21 protein-coding genes are annotated in these 18,527 nt (G+C 67.8%); 19 read left to right on the top strand and 2 right to left on the bottom strand.

Translation table 11 applies throughout. The features are described 5' to 3' along the window. The first annotated feature begins 58 nt into the window (after window positions 1-58). The 4 genes from KXC42_RS26770 to KXC42_RS26755 all read left to right on the top strand — a co-directional run bounded on the left by KXC42_RS26770 (window position 59) and on the right by KXC42_RS26755 (window position 2,612). A complete protein-coding gene (locus tag KXC42_RS26770; RefSeq protein WP_169918109.1) occupies window positions 59-226 on the top strand; it encodes a hypothetical protein in 168 nt (55 codons plus the stop codon). Window positions 227-481: 255 nt separating this feature from the next. After that, window positions 482-949: a hypothetical protein gene (locus tag KXC42_RS26765; protein WP_219130716.1), complete on the top strand. Its 468-nt coding sequence runs from the start codon at window positions 482-484 to the stop codon at window positions 947-949. 143 nt (window positions 950-1,092) lie between these two features. Then, the gene (locus tag KXC42_RS26760; protein ID WP_219130715.1) at window positions 1,093-2,034 is read left to right on the top strand and encodes a hypothetical protein; all 942 of its coding nucleotides are present in this window, start codon (window positions 1,093-1,095) and stop codon (window positions 2,032-2,034) included. Window positions 2,035-2,039: 5 nt separating this feature from the next. Next, complete coding sequence (locus KXC42_RS26755; protein ID WP_083583900.1) at window positions 2,040-2,612, top strand: hypothetical protein; 573 nt, start codon at window positions 2,040-2,042, stop codon at window positions 2,610-2,612. Here the strand turns inward: KXC42_RS26755 and KXC42_RS26750 are convergent. Further along, a complete protein-coding gene (locus tag KXC42_RS26750) occupies window positions 2,609-2,971 on the bottom strand; it encodes a helix-turn-helix transcriptional regulator (protein ID WP_072815229.1) in 363 nt (120 codons plus the stop codon). The genes KXC42_RS26755 and KXC42_RS26750 overlap by 4 nt on opposite strands. Before the next feature lie 210 nt (window positions 2,972-3,181). Then, window positions 3,182-3,631: a helix-turn-helix transcriptional regulator gene (locus tag KXC42_RS26745; protein ID WP_219130714.1), complete on the bottom strand. Its 450-nt coding sequence runs from the start codon at window positions 3,629-3,631 to the stop codon at window positions 3,182-3,184. A 148-nt stretch (window positions 3,632-3,779) separates the two neighbouring features. On the opposite strand from KXC42_RS26745, the gene KXC42_RS26740 reads away from it, so the two are divergent. The 15 genes from KXC42_RS26740 to KXC42_RS26670 all read left to right on the top strand — a co-directional run bounded on the left by KXC42_RS26740 (window position 3,780) and on the right by KXC42_RS26670 (window position 18,517). After that, window positions 3,780-5,420, top strand: coding sequence for a cutinase family protein (locus tag KXC42_RS26740; RefSeq protein WP_072815204.1), 1,641 nt, complete (start codon window positions 3,780-3,782; stop codon window positions 5,418-5,420). 30 nt (window positions 5,421-5,450) lie between these two features. Then, on the top strand, window positions 5,451-6,563 hold the full coding sequence (locus KXC42_RS26735) for an insoluble domain protein (protein ID WP_219130713.1): 1,113 nt from the start codon (window positions 5,451-5,453) through the stop codon (window positions 6,561-6,563). Between the two features lie 103 nt (window positions 6,564-6,666). After that, window positions 6,667-7,686, top strand: coding sequence for a hypothetical protein (locus KXC42_RS26730; protein ID WP_072815203.1), 1,020 nt, complete (start codon window positions 6,667-6,669; stop codon window positions 7,684-7,686). Beyond that, window positions 7,683-8,456 carry a hypothetical protein gene (locus tag KXC42_RS26725; RefSeq protein WP_161997139.1) on the top strand — a complete coding sequence of 258 codons (774 nt, stop codon included), beginning with the start codon at window positions 7,683-7,685 and terminating at the stop codon, window positions 8,454-8,456. The genes KXC42_RS26730 and KXC42_RS26725 overlap by 4 nt, the downstream gene beginning before the upstream one ends. Then, window positions 8,453-9,025: a DUF6668 family protein gene (locus KXC42_RS26720; RefSeq protein ID WP_161997140.1), complete on the top strand. Its 573-nt coding sequence runs from the start codon at window positions 8,453-8,455 to the stop codon at window positions 9,023-9,025. The genes KXC42_RS26725 and KXC42_RS26720 overlap by 4 nt, the downstream gene beginning before the upstream one ends. Before the next feature lie 17 nt (window positions 9,026-9,042). After that, complete coding sequence (locus KXC42_RS26715; protein WP_140189217.1) at window positions 9,043-9,336, top strand: hypothetical protein; 294 nt, start codon at window positions 9,043-9,045, stop codon at window positions 9,334-9,336. A gap of 14 nt (window positions 9,337-9,350) precedes the next feature. Further along, a complete protein-coding gene (locus KXC42_RS26710) occupies window positions 9,351-9,731 on the top strand; it encodes a hypothetical protein (protein ID WP_219130712.1) in 381 nt (126 codons plus the stop codon). Beyond that, window positions 9,728-10,333 (top strand): hypothetical protein, encoded by a 606-nt coding sequence (locus tag KXC42_RS26705; RefSeq protein ID WP_219130711.1) that lies wholly within the window; start codon window positions 9,728-9,730, stop codon window positions 10,331-10,333. The genes KXC42_RS26710 and KXC42_RS26705 overlap by 4 nt, the downstream gene beginning before the upstream one ends. Then, window positions 10,330-11,169: a hypothetical protein gene (locus KXC42_RS26700; protein ID WP_017681384.1), complete on the top strand. Its 840-nt coding sequence runs from the start codon at window positions 10,330-10,332 to the stop codon at window positions 11,167-11,169. The genes KXC42_RS26705 and KXC42_RS26700 overlap by 4 nt, the downstream gene beginning before the upstream one ends. Beyond that, window positions 11,160-12,734, top strand: coding sequence for a hypothetical protein (locus tag KXC42_RS26695; RefSeq protein WP_219130722.1), 1,575 nt, complete (start codon window positions 11,160-11,162; stop codon window positions 12,732-12,734). The genes KXC42_RS26700 and KXC42_RS26695 overlap by 10 nt, the downstream gene beginning before the upstream one ends. After that, window positions 12,731-14,236, top strand: a complete 1,506-nt coding sequence (locus tag KXC42_RS26690; RefSeq protein WP_219130710.1) for an SCO6880 family protein — start codon at window positions 12,731-12,733, stop codon at window positions 14,234-14,236. The genes KXC42_RS26695 and KXC42_RS26690 overlap by 4 nt, the downstream gene beginning before the upstream one ends. Before the next feature lie 18 nt (window positions 14,237-14,254). Further along, a complete protein-coding gene (locus KXC42_RS26685; protein ID WP_219130709.1) occupies window positions 14,255-16,012 on the top strand; it encodes an ATP-binding protein in 1,758 nt (585 codons plus the stop codon). Next, the gene (locus KXC42_RS26680) at window positions 16,009-16,323 is read left to right on the top strand and encodes a hypothetical protein (protein WP_219130708.1); all 315 of its coding nucleotides are present in this window, start codon (window positions 16,009-16,011) and stop codon (window positions 16,321-16,323) included. The genes KXC42_RS26685 and KXC42_RS26680 overlap by 4 nt, the downstream gene beginning before the upstream one ends. Continuing rightward, window positions 16,320-17,951, top strand: coding sequence for a M23 family metallopeptidase (locus KXC42_RS26675; RefSeq protein ID WP_219130707.1), 1,632 nt, complete (start codon window positions 16,320-16,322; stop codon window positions 17,949-17,951). The genes KXC42_RS26680 and KXC42_RS26675 overlap by 4 nt, the downstream gene beginning before the upstream one ends. A gap of 14 nt (window positions 17,952-17,965) precedes the next feature. Next, window positions 17,966-18,517 carry a hypothetical protein gene (locus KXC42_RS26670; protein ID WP_219130706.1) on the top strand — a complete coding sequence of 184 codons (552 nt, stop codon included), beginning with the start codon at window positions 17,966-17,968 and terminating at the stop codon, window positions 18,515-18,517. The last annotated feature ends 10 nt before the right edge of the window (window positions 18,518-18,527 follow it).

The raw sequence follows: 18,527 nt of genomic DNA, 5'->3' as shown, positions 1-18,527 counted from the left end.
CTGCTCAAGGAGGTGGAAAGGTGAGTCGGGGCGATCGCCCCGGCTCGGAGGATCCTGCGTGGTCGAGCAATTGCAAGTATTGATGGCGATGATGTCACTGTCGGCATTGGCGCCTTCCGTGCACGGGCCGGCTACAGCGAAATTGCCTGTAATGCCATTTCGATGGGACCTCCGCATCAATGCCAGTATTGCTGGTCCGGCTGGCCTTGCCGGGGCCTATTCGTGAACCTCGCGGTGGGGGGCGAAGGTGGATACCGGGGGAACCTGCGCATGCGGTGTCGTGCATCACGGGTACGGGGTGGTGTCAGTCGGTACGATACCGGCCGGTCGGGATCTCGGGATCCATCGATGTTCGGTCGGGGGCATCGGCAGTCGAAGCGATTGCTGTGACCGCTCGATTTGATGTATGTGCCGAGTTCTCTGTTGAGCGAATCGAGGTGCCGAGGTGGAGGAGGCGTCTATGGACCCGGTGGCGGGGGCAGTGAGCGAACTGCTTGCACATGCGCGGGGTGATGAAGCGGCCTCCGTTCTCGGTTTGGTGCCGACGATCGAGCGGATGCGCCGTCGTCCACTCGTGGTGACCAGGGACGTGGACCTTGGCCCTGGCGTCTTCGCGCTCTGGCGTAAATATCCCGACTGGGACGAGATTCACTACGCTCCGTGGGTTGCGGACTTGGACCGCGCGATCGGGCACGAGTTCGGCCACATCCTCATGGGGCATGAGGGACGCTCTGTCCACGACACGGCGCGCCGGACTCTTCCACCCGAATGGCACGGTATGGCTCGGATGATGCTTCGCGAGTGTGGACAGGGGAGTTGCTCCGATGAGCGTGTGCGCCGACTGGAGATGGAGGCGGAGGCATTCGGTTCGGAGTTGTGCCGGCGGATCTGGGGTGCCGGCATCGCCAGGTCGGCCCGTATTCGGTCGTTGCTCAATGAGGCGCTGTAGCGGTGTACTCGACGATTGTTCTGTCGGTGTTGTTGTGGTGGGTCGCTTTCACCAGGGTGCGCCGATGGCGTCAATCGCACTCGGTTCTGGCGCTCGGGATCGCGGTGGTCTTCGTCTGCATGGCAGCGCACACGACCGTCAACGTGGGGCCGGTCGATCGGTTCGTCAGCAACGCGATAGGCGTTGCCAATGCCGCATCGGCGGTGAAGCAAGGCCTCTTCCTGGGGATGTGTCTGGGGGCAGCGTTGCTCCTGGTGGCGCTGTGCGTCCATGACGCAGGTGCTCAACGCCGTTGGGTAGGACCCTTATCGCTGGGTACGGTCGGTGCGATTGTTGTGGCTGTGGTCCTGTTTCTCGGCGCAGCTGATGCTCCGCAGGCGAGAGATGGCTACCAGTTCGATCAGCTCTACGGTCATCTGCCGGGCTATGCGGAGTCCGCGGCCTTCGTGATGGTCGTAGCTGCTGTGCTGTGCACGATCATCACGGTGGTGGTGGTGCACGGCTGGGATCTCGGCACTCCCGCCGGACGTGGTCTGGCGATCGTGGCTGTGGGGGTCGCCGTTCTGTCGGTGTATGCGTGGATGCGCGCCGGGTACATCGTTGCTGCCCGTGCGGGGTGGGTTGAACCCTCCACCCACGTGTTCGATGTGTCGACCGAGCTGGCGCTGGTGGGGTCTGTGCTGACGATGCTGGGCTTTACGTGGGCGTCCATCGAGAGGTTCTTCATGGGCCGGTCGCAGCGGAGGGACTTCGCGGAGCTGTACCAGGTGTTGGTGAAGCAGCGCTGGCCCGGAGTCATGCGGGAATCGTGGTCTGCGCTCGTTCCGGCTCGGCAGGTATCGGATCGGGCGAGTGAAGTGCTCGACGCGCTGTCGATGCAGGCCGACGAGGACGGGCTTCCGGAACGGGGCAGGCCGGCGACACCGGAGTCGATCGCGCGATGGGTGTGCACCGGTGAATCCGGGGGCGTCGGGGTCGACGGGCTGCGACCCCCTAGCGGGACCGACACGGTGAAGTGGGTGCGGGCAGTCGGTAAGGCGTTCGAGGTGCTTCGCGCTTCCGGTGAGGTGGAGTTGCAGCGTTGAAGGATGTGGTAGCCAGAGGCTTGACCGAAATCGCTGCGCCCTGGACGGTCAATGTCGCATCGTGCCTGACGCTCGGCATCCTGATCGGACACCCCGGGTGGGGGGCTTTCGTCGCGCTGTTCGCCGGGGTGCTGCCGATGATGCTGATCGTGTGGGGGATGGTGCGCGAGCGCATCGGGAACCATCACGTAACGGAGCATTCGGAACGGCATGGTCTGATCCTCGCGATACTTGCCCTGGTCGTCACAGCTCTCGTGGTGCAGCTCGTCGCGCAGGGCCCGGTCGAGATGATCGCGTTGACGTGTGCGGCCATAGCGACTCTGGTCAGTGTCGCTGTCTGGACGAGCATGGTCGGCATCAAGGCGTCGGTGCACATGGGCGTGTGGTGCGGCGTCGTAGCGATTTTCGCGGTCGGGCTCAGCCCCTGGTGGTGGACAGGGCTTGCTCTCGCGCCGGCCATCGCCTGGTCCCGGATGCAACTGGGGCATCACACGAGCAGGGAGATAGCGGTCGGTGCGGCCACCGGACTGGCTATCGCCCCGTTGACCTACCTCGCGGTCGCGAACCTCGTCTCCTAGGGGCGCTTCGGTTCGTCGGTGCCGACGCCGGTGTCATAGGGGTTGTACGCGCGGGCGGCGGATGCCACGTCGTTCGTTCGTAGCGACTGCACCCAGGAGATGTAGCGCACGGCCTGCTCGAACGAGTCGTCGTCGGCGAAGTACTGGAGCGGGACGTGGAAGAAGTCGGCGAGGTCCTGGGCGACCTTGAGTCCGGGGTTGGGGCGCTGGCCGTTGAGCAGCATGGAGATGTAGCCCTGGGTGATCGAGCCGCCGTTGCGCCGGATGCCATCCACGATCTCGTTCATGGTGAACGGGCCTCGGTCTTTGGGGTGCACATTGTCGATCAGATAGCGGAGCTTTTCGGCGAATGTCGCCACGCCCACCTCCTCATCGGGAATCAACAACGGCCCAGGTGAACCGGGCTCGTCAAATCTACAACCACCCCGGCGGCGATCAGAATCGCCGCCAGGGGACTCCTCCGCGCCCATTGCCTATCACCACGGTAATATTACTATTGTGATAGAGACGTATGGGGGTTTCCGCTTGGTCGGTCAAACGTATGAACGCAGGTAAGGGTGCCGGTGGTGTCAGCGTGATCCGCCCGGTCTGCGGTGAGCGCGCATCCACAGCGACGTCACCTGCTCCTCGCTCGTGTCGAGAATGGTCGCCAACTTCCGCCTCTCGTCACTCGTCGGGGAGCGTTCGCCTCGTTCGAGCCGGGAGTAGGTGGACTTCGACATACCCAGCTCCTGGGCGATGTCGGACTGTGCCAGACCTCTGCGAGTCCGCCAGCTGGCGAGGGTCTGCGCTTGCTCTGGCACGACGGCGAGTTCGTGCACTGTGACTCCGAGGACTTCGGCCACTCGCTCCAGTGTGCTCGGGCTCGGTGCACTCTCACCGGTTTCCCAGTTGCGAACGGTGTTGTAGGTGACCGAGGACAGGCGTCCGAGATCGGAGCGGGACAGGCCCCGTTCGCGGCGCACCTCGGTGAGCCGGGTGGGATCGAACCCGTACAGGGCGCGGCGCGGCACACTCACCTCCGTCTCGGGTCCACTCCGGTAACTCTCACACCAACTTTGCCGCATATGCGCAGCTAGGTGGAAATCACCGCCGACATTCTGTAGGAAATAACTGTGGGAAATAACTTCGATCTGGAGTAAGGTCGTAGCCGTGAAGGAGGGGAATATGAGCGCGTGGCCCAAACGCTTTGCGGCCATATCATTTTCGGCTGCTGTGCTGGCTACTGCCGGCCTGGGTACCGCCCCGGCCTATGCCCAGTCGAGCACGGGCGATGAACCGCACTGGCTCGGTGAGCTGGTCTCGGACTGCCCGGATCTGTACGTGCTCGGGATGCAGGGCACCACCGAGACGTCGCCGGACGCGCCGGTGAAGGTCGATACCGGAATGCTCTCGAACATCATGGGTCCGCTGCTCGATCAGGCCCGTGAGCTGGGCGCGAGCGTCGATCGGGCGTATGTGCCGTATCCCGGTTCGTTCGGTGGCCTGACGCCAGGCGGCACCGAGTCGTATGTCGAGTCGGTGACGGCAGGGGAGGAGAATCTGTCCCTGGCGGCGCAGAAGGTGCTCTCGCAGTGCCCTTCGGCCAAGCTCGCCGTCGTCGGCTTCTCCCAGGGCGCCCATGCCGCGTCGAACTTCCTGCGGTCGGTCGGCAAGGGCACCGGGGTCGTTCCGGCCCGCTCGGTCGCAGCCGGTGCCCTGTTCGGCGCGCCGACCCGCAGCCCCGGATCGGGACTGTTCCCCGGGACCTCGCAGATGGCCCCGTCGCCGGTTCCCGGCACCAGGGGAGAGGCGGTCAAGGCGCTGTCGTCGGTGTCGTTCACCGCCCCCGAAGGAGGTGGCATCGGGCCGGTGGCCGATCTGACCAGCAGCTACGGCAGCCTGTCGGGGCGGGTGTCGTCCTGGTGCCAGGGCGGGGATCTGGCCTGTGATGCGCCGGCGAACGCCCCGGTCGTGCGGGCGGTGGTCAACGTCGCCGGTCAGGTCGAGGTCGGCGGGGATCCGTTCGTCGCGATCTCCACGGTCGGACGGGCGCTGGCGTCGACGGCGTTCAAGACCGCCGTCGATGTGGTCAACCAGGACATTCAGGCTCCGAAGAGCGCGCTGTCGGCGATCTCGGTCCAGCCGAAGAAGACTATCTCGCAGCGTCTGGCCGAGGCATCCGATCCTCGGGCGACGCCGCCGACGGGGCAGGAAGTCACGGCAGCGTTGATGAAGGTCGGGCTGATCGGCATCAATGCGGCGGTCACGGTCGTCAAGAAGGTGCTGACCCCGGAGACGATCGCGGCGGTCGCGGCGGCTGGGCTGGCCAATCCGGCTGCGGCCTTCGGTGTGCTCGCGGCCAAGACGGTCAGTGTGCTGCCCGAGCTGGTCCCGCCGGCGACCTCGCAGCGGTTGGTGCGGCAGGCGTTCCAGGTCGTGCAGAACGAGGTCAAGGCCAACCGGGACGCGTTCGACCTGGTGGCGATGACGACGGTGCGCAATGTCGCCGCCGAACACGGCTCCTACGGGTCGGTCCCGGCTACTGCCAGCGGACAGGCCCCGACCCGGTTCGCTGCCTCCTGGCTCGCTGCGGTGGCATCCGACCTCAGCGCTGCGGCCGACTCCACCACCTCCACGACGGTGACCTCCACCGCGACGACGCCGACCACTACGACGGTCCGGCCGTCGGCGACCACCTCGACCACCCCGTCGTCGCAGACGGCGACGTCCACCACCTCGGAACCGGCCGTGACCACCACGACTGTGGTCGACGCGGGACCGACGGTGCTCGATCAAGGCGGCATCTCGGCCGCCGAACTCAACTGATTCACGCCTCGACAGAAGAGAGAACCACTGATGAGCAAGCATCACAGGCCGTCACGGATCGCCAAGGCGAGCGTCGTGCCTGCCACGGCCGCCGCGATCGTGGCAGCGGGCACCGGTGTGGCCTGGGCAGCTCCGGTCGAGCTGCCCTCGCAGGGCGGGGTGACCACCCCGGCACCGTCCACTCAGGGCGGCACCACCAGCGCGCCGAAGCCGCCGGCCAAGCAGATCTACTGGACCCCGCCGCCGGCGCAGCAGCGCGAGTACGCGCCGCTGCCGGACTACAACTACGACACCAACCGCTATGAGCGGCAGTCCACTCCGGCGCCGATCAACCCGCTGGAGCTGCGTGCCCCGCAGCCGGTCGAGCCGGAACCGATCTACATCGCTCCGCCCGAGAAGATCATGATCGGCGATGTCCACTTCAACCAGCCGAATTGGGTCACCGACGACGACCGGGAGCGCACCAACAACACCGCCGGTCTGATCCGGTCGGACGTGGCGACGTTCTACAAGTCGATCGGTATCGAAGCCAGCCGTGCCGATCGTGTCGCTGCTGCTCAGATCGGCGCGACGGTGGCCGGTGCGGCAGCCGGCGGGGCGGCCGGTGCCGTTCCCGGTGCCCTGATCGGCGGCACCATCGGCGGTATCGCCGGTGCCACCGCCGGTGGTGTGGTGCCGCTGCCGATCCCGGTGCTGCCCGAGGTCACTACCGGTGTCGCCGGTACCGCAGCCGGAGCAGCGATCGGCGCTGCGGTCGGCGCGGTTCCCGGCGCAGTGCTCGGTGGCGCGGCCGGTCTGGCTGCCGGAACCGCCTTCGGTGCCGGTGACGACGAAGGTCAGCCCATCGAGGTGGAACTGCCGGACGTAGGGGAGGACGTGCTCACCGAGCAGGCCGACTCCACGGTCGAGCAGTGGCAGTCCTCCGGCCCGGTCGGACAGGCCGCCGCCGACGCAGTCCGCAACGTCGTGCAGACCGCTCCGCAGGTCGATTCCCAGGTCCGTGAGTGGGTCAAGGTCCAACCCGGTGGTGAAGGCGTGATCGCCGGTGTGGACAACGCACTGGACACCTTCTTCGGCGGTTCGGCCGGCACTGCCGCCGAGATGATCTCCACCGCGATCGGCGACGGCATCGTGCCGGCCTGACCTGCTCGACCAGCTTTCGGTGGGGGCGGGCACGCCCCGCCCCCACCACCCGACGACGGAGGACACTTTGTCGACCGACAATCGAGGAACACTCTTCCCGGACGTGACCGAGCACTACGGGCCGCAGCCGACTCCGACCGAGACCGTTGCGACCGGATCGCTGCACTTCCCGATCCCGGACGAGACCATCGCCGACGCGGTGGTGGCATCGGACCTCGAACCGGTCGATGCCGACGTGGTGATCCAGACCGAACTCGAACCGATTCTCACCGCCGACACCACCGGCGAGCCCGATCCCGACGTACCTTCTCTCCCCGATCCCGGGGCCCACGACCCTGCCGACAACGGCGATGCCGCAACCGAGGTCGATCCCTATGCCGATGCCCCGGACTGGGTGCACGTCCACATTCCGCGAGGTCCGCTGGTGATCTCGCAGCGCAGCCGTGGGGGTCTCAAGTCCGCGATCGGCCGTGCCCGCCCTCCCCGGCCGACTCCGGCCCCCGAGTCGGCCGAGGCCCCCACCAGCGCCCCCGCCGTGCCGGTCACCGACACCGCTGCCGCTGCTCCCGCGAAGCCGGGCGGCGATCGGTCCCGCACCTGGATGCTCGTCGGCGGCGGTGTCGCCGTGCTGGCGGTGGTCTCCGCTGCGGTGGTGACCGCGATGACCGGCAGCACCGACGAACCACAGGCGCCGCCGCTGCCGTCCTCCTCGGTAGTGGCCTCGCCCTCGACCACCCCCTCGACGACCGCGACCGCGGCGCCGCCGCTGTGGTGCGCCCCGGTCGACGAACCCGACCGGATCGTCGGCAACGGCCCCGGTGGACGCGATTCCGGCCCGGCGGTGATCCAGGCATTCGAGCACGCCTACTACGTCCAGCGGGACGGCCAGGCCGTCGCAGAGCTGATGGTCCTGCCCGGCAGCGATATTCAGAGCTTCATCGACGCCGTTCCGGCCGGGACCGAGCATTGCGTGACCGTGCTGCCGACCGAGGACCCCAACCGCTGGTCGGTCGATGTGCTCCTGAAATTCCCGCCCGTGGGAGACGAAGGCATCCACAAGCAGTGGATCACCACCATGCCCGCCGACGGCGGCATGAAGATCGCGAACGTGGAGAACCGATGAACAACGTTGTTGCATTTCGCCGTAGCCCGAAAATCGAGCAACCCGAACACCTCTCGGCCATCGTGGTGGCCGGCTCCGGGGGAGCGGCCGCGACCACGACCTGCCTCGGCCTGGCCACCGCCCTGCGCCTGGGAACCGATGCACAGGTCGCGGCGATCGACGGCACCTTCGGCGGCGGAAACCTGCTCGACCGCGCCGGGGTCGAACCGATCGATTCTGCGCGGGCGATCCGCCAGCTCGGCTCCCGTATGGCCCTCAGCACGGCCGGTGCCGTGGTCGTCGGACACGGCGAATCCTCGGATTCGGTGCTGGTGGACAGCCTTCTCGCCGATCGGCATCTCGCCCGCATCCACGATGTCGGAACGGCGTTGCGCTCGCGCCGTCTGGCTCCGCTGATCGACGCCGGTGCCGCGATCGTCGTCGTCGCCCCGGCCCGATCCGAGCCGCTGAGCCGGATGCGCGACGGCCTCGAATGGCTGATGCGCACCTACGGATCGGACGTGCTCTCCCGCACGGTGGTGTCGATCTCGCACCAGCTTCCGCAGCGCCTGGTCGATCTGACCCCGATCCGGCAGGCGTTGGCCCCGCTGACCGCCGGGTTCGTCGAAGTGCCCTTCGATGCGAGCCTGGCTCGCCCCGGCACCGTCGACCACCGGCACCTGTCGGTCGACTCGATCGACGCCTGGACCGACGTGCTCGACGCCCTCGGCCGAGTCGAGGCCGGCCACCACGACACCGACCACCGGGCCGGGACCGAGGAGCTGGCATGAGCAGCAGAGAACGCATCAGCGTCGAGGTGCGGGTCGATCCGTACCCGGTGGCTGCGCCCGGGCCGGCGGTGTGGCTGCTCGGCGCGCACGGCGGGGCCGGGGTCTCCACCCTCGCCCGGTACTGGGACTTCGCCGAGGATGCGCGGCATCGGTGGCCGTGCGGTGACGCCCGGGAGACCGAATCGCCGTATGTGGTGGTGGTCTGCCGGGAAACCATCCAGGGCCTGTCCAGTGCCCACGATCTGATCCTCGAGCACCGCAACCGCGGGTTGGCGTGCGAGCTGCTCGGCCTGGTCACCGTGGCGAACGCGCCCGGTCAGCCCCCGAAGGAGGTGCGTCAGCTGCGCTCGATCGTCACCGGCGCGGTGGCTGCGCACTGGGCGATCGGCTGGCACCGCTTCCTGGCCTCGGCGGCCCGATCGAGCCTGCCCACCTGGCGCGCCCTCGACGGCGTGCCCATCCAGACCAAGGGAGCAGTCATCGACGTTCCCGAGGACGTGATCGCTGCCGGCGTCGGCATCATCACGGCAATCCAATCCAGCCTGCCCGCCTTGTGGTCGGGGCAGTAAGACACGGAGGACACGTCATGCTTCAGACCGTCGTGGACGTTGCGTATCTCGCACAAGGTTCGGTCAACTTCGACATCAACCCGGAGGTGCCGCCGGGCGCGAACGGCCTGCTCAAGCTGCTGAACTGGCTGCTGTGGGGCGTCACGCTCGCGTGCGTTGCGGCCCTTATCTTCTCGGGCGGCAAGTTCGCATGGGAGAAGTGGCAGCACGGCTCCGGGGACTCGCCGAAGATGCTCGTCGGATCGCTGGTCGGCGCGATCGTCGCCATCTCCGCCAACCAGATCCTCAGCGCCGTCACCAGCGCGGCATAGAGGCGGGGCGATCGATGCAGGTGTTCGCACAGGGCGTGGTCAGCCCGCCCCCCGACGTCCTCGACGGTCTCCAGACTCTCCTGGGCTACGCGGCCGGGATCGTCTTCATCCTGTGCGTGGCCAAAGTGATCTTCGTCGGCGGACGGCTGGCCTGGGACCACAAGCACGGGGCCGGCCTCGAATCCCCCACCGCCGCGGAGTTCCTGGCGGCGAACATCGGCGCGATCCTCGCCGGCGGCGTGGCCGCCACCCTCGCCACGATCCTGCTGGCCACCGCCCAAGGGCCCCAAGCCCACCAGGTCGGAGGCGGCCATTCCCCGACCGTCATCGAGCAGCTCGAACAGATGCAGCAGCAACAGCAACAGCAATCCGGCAACGAGGAGAACGAACGATGAGGCGTCGATGGGCGCGAGCAGCAGTGGTCGCGGTGGCGCTGGTGGCCACCAGCTGCGGAGGATCGCACACCCCCGAGTCCGAGCTGTCGATCACCGATCCACCGCAGATCAACCGGTGGATCACCGTCGGCGGGATCGAAGTGCCGATCGGCACCACCGACGGACCGCGAGGCGGCGAATGGGAACCCTTCGCCGGATTCAGCCACACCCCACAGGGAGCGGCGCTGGCGGCGATCACCCAGTCGGTGCAGCTGGCCACCGCCTCCGACCGCACCTGGCCCCAGGTCCTGGCCGGTGTAGCCGCACCCGGCGAAGGCCGCGACCTGTACGCCGCCCACCGCGCCCTGGTGGAGATGTCGGGAACCGACCCCGAGATGGTGCCGACCATCGTCGGCTACACCATCGCCGACTACAGCGACACCGCAGCCACCGTCGGTGTCGTGCAGCGGTTCTCCGACAACTCGCTCGCCTCCGCGACCACCCAGGTGGTGTGGATCGACGACGACTGGCGGCTGAACCTGCCCAGCGAGACCGCCGCCACCATCACCGCTCTCGACGGCGTGCCGTCGGAGCTGGTCGATCTCGAGGAGACCCGCAAGTGACCGAGCAGAACACCACCGACTCGACCAACGAGAAGAACACTCCCTCATTCGAAGCCGAGAACGAACGCGCATCGTCGGCAACCAAACTCACCATCGGATTGGCGGCCGTGGCCGTCATCGTCGTCGTCGGTGTCGTGGTCAGCCTCGTGATGGTCTTCCGAGGCGAGGACGCCGAACCGCTGGTTTCTCTCGATCCGACCACCGGCAGTGGCGCCACCGCTCAGGTCGAGGGCGGTCTGTTCGAGCCGGACCCGGTGTTCGACCGGTTCGAGCGCGTTGTCTACGTGCCGCTCGACCCGAACGGGGTGATCTTGTCCGAGACCCTCGCAAGCGGGAACCGGCCTGCCGATCAGGCACCGAGCGGGGTGATGCTCGAGCGCATCCACGGCAACATGGATCTTCCGTTCTCGACCTCCGACGGTCCTACCGGGTTCACCGGCAACGGCGTGGCCACCGGCTTCGCGCGCACGGCGCAGGGAGCAGCACTGGCCGCAACCCACTACCTCTCCTACCTCCTCAGTGGAGACAACCGCGCCGAGATGGTCGCGGAAGCAGGTCACTCGTCGGACCCGACCCTGCTACTGGAGGGCGTGAGAGTGCCCGACAACACGGGGGTCTCGGCGGCGCCAATGGTCAAGGTCAATTTCAACCCAGACCTGTCGCTGGTCAAGTTCGGTGTCACCGTCGAGCGGTCCAACGGAGCGACCGAGATTCAGGTGACGAAGATTCCGATGGTGTGGCGTGAAGGCACCGGATGGGTTGTCCAGCTGGATTCTCCGGCCTTCAGCAGCGATTTCGAGCCGCTGTCCTCCGAGGGGTGGGAGCAGTGGTGGTGAACCGCGGCGTGCTCGCCGGTGTGTTCCGGCTGCTCGCCGTGCTCTGCACCGTCGCAGTGGTCGGCATCGGCGCAGCGGGCGTGGCCCTGGCACAAGAAACGGCTCCACCGGGGGACTCGTCCAGCGGCAACTTCGACAGCACCGAAGCCACAGGCGAGAGCGAGAACAATTCTGGGTTTGCCTGGGAAGAAACCCTTCTCGGGGGCGCTGCCTGTGCCAACCCTCTTGCGGCTGCCGCCAGCGGAGCACTCAATGCCTTCACAGACGCAGACGTCCCGAGTTGCGCGGATGCAGCCGGCAACATCGTCGATGCCGGAACAGGGGCGATCGCGGACGGCATCAATGATGCGGCTGCGGGCGCGGTCGAGAAGACGGCGCTGTGGATCGGCAACGCGGGTGTTGCGGTCTTGAAGTTCGCGCTCGGATGGTGGATCACCAGCACCGAGATGGACGGAGACACCTTCCAGAGGACCGTGGCGACGGTCAACGACTACACCTTCTACATCCAGGTCGCGGCCCTGTCGTTGTCGCTGATCCTGCTCGGGGGCCGGCTGGCACTGGCCCGATCCGGCGCGATCCGCGACACCTCAGAAGAGGGCCTCAGACAGATGGCCCGTGCGGCGGTGCTCGCCGGGGGAGCATCGACGCTGATCGTGCTCGGCACCGAACTGTCCGACCAGATTTCGGCCTGGTTCATGGACAGTGCGGTCGGCTCCGATCCGTCCCGCCTGGCCGAAGCGATGGTGTCGATCTACCTGTACTCCGGTCCGGCCGGTGTGGGCCTGCTGTTCCTGATCGGCATCATCGGCATGCTCGGCGGGTTGATGATGGCGTTCTTGATGCTGCTGCGCACCGGCATCCTCGTGCTCATGGCAGCGGCGCTGCCGATCGCGGGCGCGGCCGGAGGCACTAAGGTCGGCAGCCAGGCATACGAGAAGATGCTGGCCTGGACGATCGCGTTCCTGCTGGTCAAACCGGTCGGAGCGTTCGTGATCGGGGTCTCGGCGATCCTGTTCCTCGAAGCCACCCCGACCATCACCGACCCCGAGAACGGCGACGGGTTCATGGCCCTGTCCGGGGTCATCACCTTGTGCGCTGCGGCGCTGGTGCTGCCCGCACTGATGCGACTGATCGTCCCGAACGTCGGCGCACTCGGAGGCGGCGGCAGCGGCCTGGCCGCAGCCGCCGGCGCGGCCGCAGTCGGCGCGAAGGTCGGCGGAATGATCGCCACCGGCGGTGCCAGCGGCGCAGCATCCGGCGCGGCGACCACCAGCACCACCTCATCGAGCATCTCGAATTCTCCGAGTGGGGCTACCCCGTCGGGTTTCGGGGCCGCAGGGGGTGCCGGGGGTGGACAGGCAGGCGGCAATCAGAACGGAACTCCGTCCGCCAGTGATGGCAGCGCCGCCGTCGGCAGCGGTGGCCCGCAGGGCAACGACTCGGGCACCCCCGGCGCCGCTGCGTCCGGCAGCTCCGGCGCGGGCGGTTCCGGTCACTCCGGCTCCGATGCGCCTGTGGCGACAGGGGCCGGCCACCAGTTCAACCGAGGGGGCTTCGAACAGTGAGCAACGAGCCGACATTCAACACCTACGGCAACTGGCGCCGGCCCCGCAGCACCGGCCTGCTCGGAGCCACCTTCGGCACCTCGATCGCCGGGATCGCCGCCGCAGCTGTCGTCATCATCGCGGGCCTGTTCTTCGGCATGACGGTCGCATTGCTGCTGGCCATCCCGGTGATCGTCTGCTTCATTCCCCTGGTCATCTCCCGTGACGGCCGCTCCGGCTACGAAAGGGCACTGATGCGACTGCAGTTCTGGCGTGGCCGCCGCCGCGGTGAGCACGCCTACGCGTCGGGCACGTTCTCCCGCGTTCCCGGGCGGGCCTACCGACTTCCCGGCGTGCTCGGCGAGACCGAGCTCTACGAAGGCATCGACTCCGACGGGCGCACCTTCGGCATGATCCACATGCCCAGCCGGGGCGCCTACACCGTCGTCTTCGACGCCTATCCCCAAGGCGCCGAAGCCGTCGACCAGGACGTGATCGACCACTATGTCGGCAACTGGGCACAGTTTTTGTCCGGGGCCGGTGAGACCTCGGACATCCTCGCGGTGGTCACCACCGTCGAGACGCTGCCCGAGACCGGCATCGAGCTGTACGAGACGGTGCACCAGAACACCCGCGCCGACGCCCCGCAGCTGGCCCGCGATGCGGCCTACCAGCTCGCCACCGGCTTGACCTCCGGCGGTATCCGCCTCGCAGCGAGGATCGCGATCACCTTCGAGGCCAAGACCACCGAACGCAAACAGGACCCTTCCGAGCAGTCTGTCGAACTCGGCCGGCGTCTGCCCGGTCTGACGGCGTCGGCAGCACGCTCCGGTGTGCCCTGCTCGCCGATGGATGCCGACGACATCATGGCGTTCGTGCGCCGCTCCTACGACCCGGCCTCGCTCGTCGATGTCGAAGCCGGCGTGTACTCCGGCGAGGGCACGGGGTTGACCTGGGAGGACTGCGGTCCGCGGACCGCGCTGGAGAGCGCCGATGGCGGCAAATACGTCCACGACGGTGCGGTGTCGGTGACCTGGGAGATGCGTGAAGCCCCCAAGGGAGCGGTGACCGAACGGGTGCTCCAGCGCCTGTTGGCCCCGAACGAGGCGGTGCCGCTCAAGCGGGTCTCGGTGATCTACCGCCCGCATTCGGCCGGGGAAGCCACCGACATCGCCGACAGCGACTACCGCAACGCGATGGCCGAAGCGCACGGTGGGTCGCTCAAGAACGGATCGATCGGTTCGGCGAAGTCGCAGATCGAGCTGGCAGCTACGGCCCAGGCCCGCATGGAACAGGCCCGCGGTGCCGGGATGGTGCGCTTCGGCGTGCTGGTGACCGTGACCGAACCGGCCGGAAGCTCCGATGTGCCGAAGATCGACGCCCTGGTCGAGGACCTCTCGCGCCAGAGCCGGCTGACGATCCGCCGCTCGTGGTGCTGGCAGGCCGCCGCGTTCGCGGCCTCCCTCGGCGTGGGAGTCATCGCCCCCGACCACACCACCATTCCCAGCTTCCTCAGCAACTGACACGCAAAGGGCACATCCATGAGTGCACGCAACGCCACGAGATCGTCGCGGCTGCTCACAGCGGAGAAGATCGCCAAGACTCTGCTGTCGGACGACGAGTTGTCCCGTCTCGAAGAGCAGGCCGCCACCGCAACCGGGCTCACGAAGGCATGGAAGAAAAGCCTGGTCAATCGCCAGTACAGTCGCCGGGCGACGGTCGAGCGGTTGACCCGGATCACCTCCGACGGCTTCGACCGACCGCTCGCCGATCTCGACGCCCGCGGATTCGACGGTGCCGGTGGGGGCCGGATGTCCACGGTGATGCCCCCGGTCGAATACCGGGGCACCTCGGTTCAGGTCGCTGGGATCTACCCGTGGATCGTCGGGGCGAAGGCCCCGCTGCTGGGTACCCCGCTGGGTCGGCATCTGACCACCGGCGCGGCCGTGGGTTTCGATCCGCTCTACGCCTGGAAGATGAAGGCGATCACCGCCCCGTCGTGTTTCATCTGCGCGCTCAACGGTTTCGGCAAGTCGACGCTGCTGCGCCGGATCGCCCTCGGCGATATTGCGCGAGGCACGTTGGTGCTCGTGCCCGGTGACGTCAAGCCGGATCTGCGGGTGCTTACCGAGCAGGTCGGCGGGCAGGTCAGCGAGGTCGGCTACGGCACCGGCGCGATCAACCCGCTCGATCGCGGCCCGATCGGCGATGCGATCGAGCAACTGCCCGCCGGTTCCCTCGAACGGGAGAAGGCCGAGTTCGCGCTGCACGCTCGCCAGCTGAACATGATCTGTGCGCTGCTCGAGATCGTCCGCCGCGGCCCCCTGAAGGACTTCGAGGAAACCCTGCTCGCCTCAGCGATCCGGTTGCTCTACGCCCCGGGCTCACGGTTCGACAACGACCATGCAGCCCGCCTCGAGGACCTGCTGGCACTGATCTCGACCGGCCCCGAGGAGCTGAGGGACGACGCGGTGGCCGACACCGACGACGAATACCGCGGTCAGATCAAGCCGCTGCTGCGCTCGCTGCGCGCGCTGGTCAAGGGCCGGTTCGGGGAGACCTTCAATCGGCACAGCACCGTGCGGATCGATATCACCAAGCCGATGGTGGACCTGGACATGTCCTCGGTCCCGCCCGGCGACGAGTTGATGCGGGCCGCTGTGCTTCTCGCCGGCTGGAACGAAGCGTTCGCGGCGGTGGAGGCGGCGCACATCCTGGCCGACAACAAGGTGCCCGGTGCCAAGGCTCTGGCGGCGCACATCATCTTGGACGAAGTCTGGCAGGTGATCCAGACCGGCAGCTCGGCCGTGGCCCGGCTCGATGCGGTGCAACGGTTGCAGCGGTCGATGGGTGTGGCGATGACGATGGTCACCCACTCGCTCGCCGACTTCGAAAAAGTCGGGGCGCTGGGCATGATCGAACGCTCCCGCGCCCGCATCATCGGCCCGGTCCCCGAGGCCGAACTCGACCGGCTCGGCCGGTTCATGAAGTTCTCTCGCGCTGAGCGGGCGATGGTCACCGGCTGGGCCAACGACAGCACCTCCTCGGTGGAGGAGAAGAAGGCGCTGCGCCAAGCACGCCGCAAGGTCACCGGAGACGGCGATGGCACCGTCTCGGCGGGCAGTAAGCGCACCGCCGCCGGTGTCGGACATTTCCTGCTCAAGCTCGGTGAAGGCGCGACACCGGGCACCCCGTTCAAGGTGTGGGTGCCCCAGGCAGAAAAGGATTCCGGGATTCACGACACCGATGCCCGTCTGCGGGCGGCCGACGAGGACCGAGCCACGGGGCGTGCAGCGTGAGCCGGCGGGAGCGTCGCGGCCGTCGCCGGTACACCCTGGTCGATGACCTCACCCGTGAGGCCGCGATCGAGACGGTCCTGGGGCGCATGCAGGCCGGGGTCAGCTTCACCGCCGCTACGCGAGCCGCCGCTACGCAGCTCGACGTCGCGGAGACGACGGTGCGGGGCTGGGTCAACCGCTCCGGCCGGCGCCCTCGCCGCACCCCGCAGGAAGTCGCCGCGTTGGAAGCTGAGCTCGCACTGGCACAGGAGCTGAACCGGGCGTTGGCACGCAAGCACGGCATCGCCGCCGAGGATCTGAGCCTGCGGTGAACGACAAGGGGGGTACCGGCCTGATCGCGCTCATCCTGGCGCTCACACTCATTCCGTTCTTCCTGCTCCTCGTCCTCGTGATGGGGATCCAGGACGAACAAGACCGCCGCGTCGGCACGAGCTGCCTCGGACCCGGCTCCGGCCTCGGATCCGGCGACAAGCTCGCACCGACGGGCTCGTTCATCAAGCCGGTCGATCCCTCCACCGTCACCTTCACCTCCGGATTCGGCCCGCGCTGGGGCACCGAGCATCAGGGCATCGACCTGGCCGGAGCCATCGGCACCCCGATCTACGCCTCGGCCGACGGGGTGGTGCGAGGTGCCGGTCCCGCCAGCGGGTTCGGGCAGTGGGTGGTGCTCGATCATGTGATCGGCGGTCAGCTCGTGTCCACCGTGTACGGGCACATCGACACCTACACCGTCGCCGTCGGCGAGCAGGTCCGCGCCGGTCAGCAGATCGCCACCGTGGGCAATCGCGGGGAATCGACAGGTCCGCATCTGCACTGGGAAGTCTGGCCCGGCGGCTGGGGCACCGCGGCGGTGGACCCGCTGCCGTACTACGACTCCGCTCCCGCACCGGGACAGACCCCGGCCGGGCCGCCCACCGCGGTGCCGTCCGCCCCGCCGGAAGGGAATCTGGCGCAGCCGTTGCCGCCGTCGGTCGGCTCCGAGCAGGGCTTGCAGGTCGATGCCAAGAAGGTCGCCCGCGCCCTGCACCTGCGCTTCGGCGACCGCATTTCGAGCATCGGCGGGTGGCGCGCCGACGGCGGCTACGCCAGCGATCACACCGAAGGTCGGGCTGTGGATGCGATGATCGCGAACTATCGCTCCGGTGACGGGGTGGCTCTCGGGGACGAGATCACCGATTACGTGCTGGCCAATGCGGAATTCTTCAATGTCGAGTACGTGATCTGGCGACAGACCTACTACCCCGTCGGCGGTGCCCCGAGTCTGATGGAAGACCGCGGCAGCGAAACCGAGAACCACTACGACCACGTGCACATCAGCGTCCACGGTCAGGGCACCGACGAGAGGGTGGTGTCGTGGGGATCGCTGCCCGGGGGCAGCGGCAACGCCACCACGATGGCGGCGGACTGCCTCATCTCCGGGGAAGGGGTGGGCGACTACCTCGCCGACGGCACCGTGCCACCGGAGTTCGTTCCGTGGATCGAGCGGGCCGGGTCGATCTGCCCGCAGATCACACCGTCGCTGCTCGCCGCCCAGCTCGCCGCCGAGAACGGCTTCCGCCACGGAGACTCCGCTCCGGTATCGGTGACCGGAGCGATGGGACCGGCGCAGTTCATGCCGGGCACCTGGGCGAGCTACGGCCGCGACTACGACGGTGACGGCCGGGTCGATGTGAACAGCATCGGCGACGCCGTCATGGCCCAAGGCCACTACATGTGCACCATCGCCGACACCATCGACGGCTGGATCGACGACGGGGTGGTCAGCGCACCGAATGGGCGTACCGAGCTGTATCTGGCCGGCTACAACGCCGGCGAAGGCGCCGTCCTGAACTCCGGGGGATTCCCTACCGGGCACACCGACTACGTGGTCCAGACCCGCCCCTATGCCGACAAGATCATCGCCTCCGAACCGCAGTACCGGGCGATGAGCAACCAGTGAAAGAAGGCAAACCCGTGAGGATCACACGAGTCACCGCCGCGGCGGTATGCACCGCGGCCGCCGTCGCTGTGGCGGGCTGCGGCAGCAGCGACCCCGCAGGTGAGCAGCACGTCCATGAGGGCAGCGACGACCATCACGTGATCGAACCGCTCTCACCCCAGCAGATCGACGCCGACGACACCGCGATCACCGCGATGCAGATGATCCTGTCCTGGCAGCCCGCGATCGACGAGAGCAAGGCCGACGCCCTGATCCGAGCCACACCGTATCTCGGTGGGGACCTGCTCACCGTCGCCGAATCCGGCAGCCGTGCCGACGTCCGGCCCGATGCCGACTGGCAGCAGTGGGCGGCGGCGAAAGACGCGGTCACTGCGGTCTGCGCTCACTCGGACACCACCCCGGCGGCCCCGGCCGGAATGCGCACCGTGGTCATCGACGTGATCTGCACCCAGACGGTGCTGCACGCCAGCGGGCGCAGCACCCGCCTGACCCCGCAACTGTGGCGCACCACCACCGTCCGCACCGACGACGGCTGGCGACTGACCGACTACCGATTCCAGCAGTAGAAGGGGGCGC

Source organism: Rhodococcus sp. LW-XY12 (assembly GCF_019317345.1).
GTDB lineage: Bacteria > Actinomycetota > Actinomycetes > Mycobacteriales > Mycobacteriaceae > Rhodococcus > Rhodococcus pyridinivorans.
This window is presented reverse-complemented; position numbering and strand designations above follow the sequence as displayed.

Bases quoted from the DNA above. Each gene is read 5' to 3' on its own strand.
- KXC42_RS26725 (WP_161997139.1), top strand. From the start codon at position 7,683: ATGAACAACGTTGTTGCATTTCGCCGTAGCCCGAAAATCGAGCAACCC.
- KXC42_RS26715 (WP_140189217.1), top strand. From the start codon at position 9,043: ATGCTTCAGACCGTCGTGGACGTTGCGTATCTCGCACAAGGTTCGGTC.
- KXC42_RS26685 (WP_219130709.1), top strand. From the start codon at position 14,255: ATGAGTGCACGCAACGCCACGAGATCGTCGCGGCTGCTCACAGCGGAG.
- KXC42_RS26710 (WP_219130712.1), top strand. From the start codon at position 9,351: ATGCAGGTGTTCGCACAGGGCGTGGTCAGCCCGCCCCCCGACGTCCTC.
- KXC42_RS26720 (WP_161997140.1), top strand. From the start codon at position 8,453: ATGAGCAGCAGAGAACGCATCAGCGTCGAGGTGCGGGTCGATCCGTAC.
- KXC42_RS26705 (WP_219130711.1), top strand. From the start codon at position 9,728: ATGAGGCGTCGATGGGCGCGAGCAGCAGTGGTCGCGGTGGCGCTGGTG.
- KXC42_RS26740 (WP_072815204.1), top strand. From the start codon at position 3,780: ATGAGCGCGTGGCCCAAACGCTTTGCGGCCATATCATTTTCGGCTGCT.
- KXC42_RS26735 (WP_219130713.1), top strand. From the start codon at position 5,451: ATGAGCAAGCATCACAGGCCGTCACGGATCGCCAAGGCGAGCGTCGTG.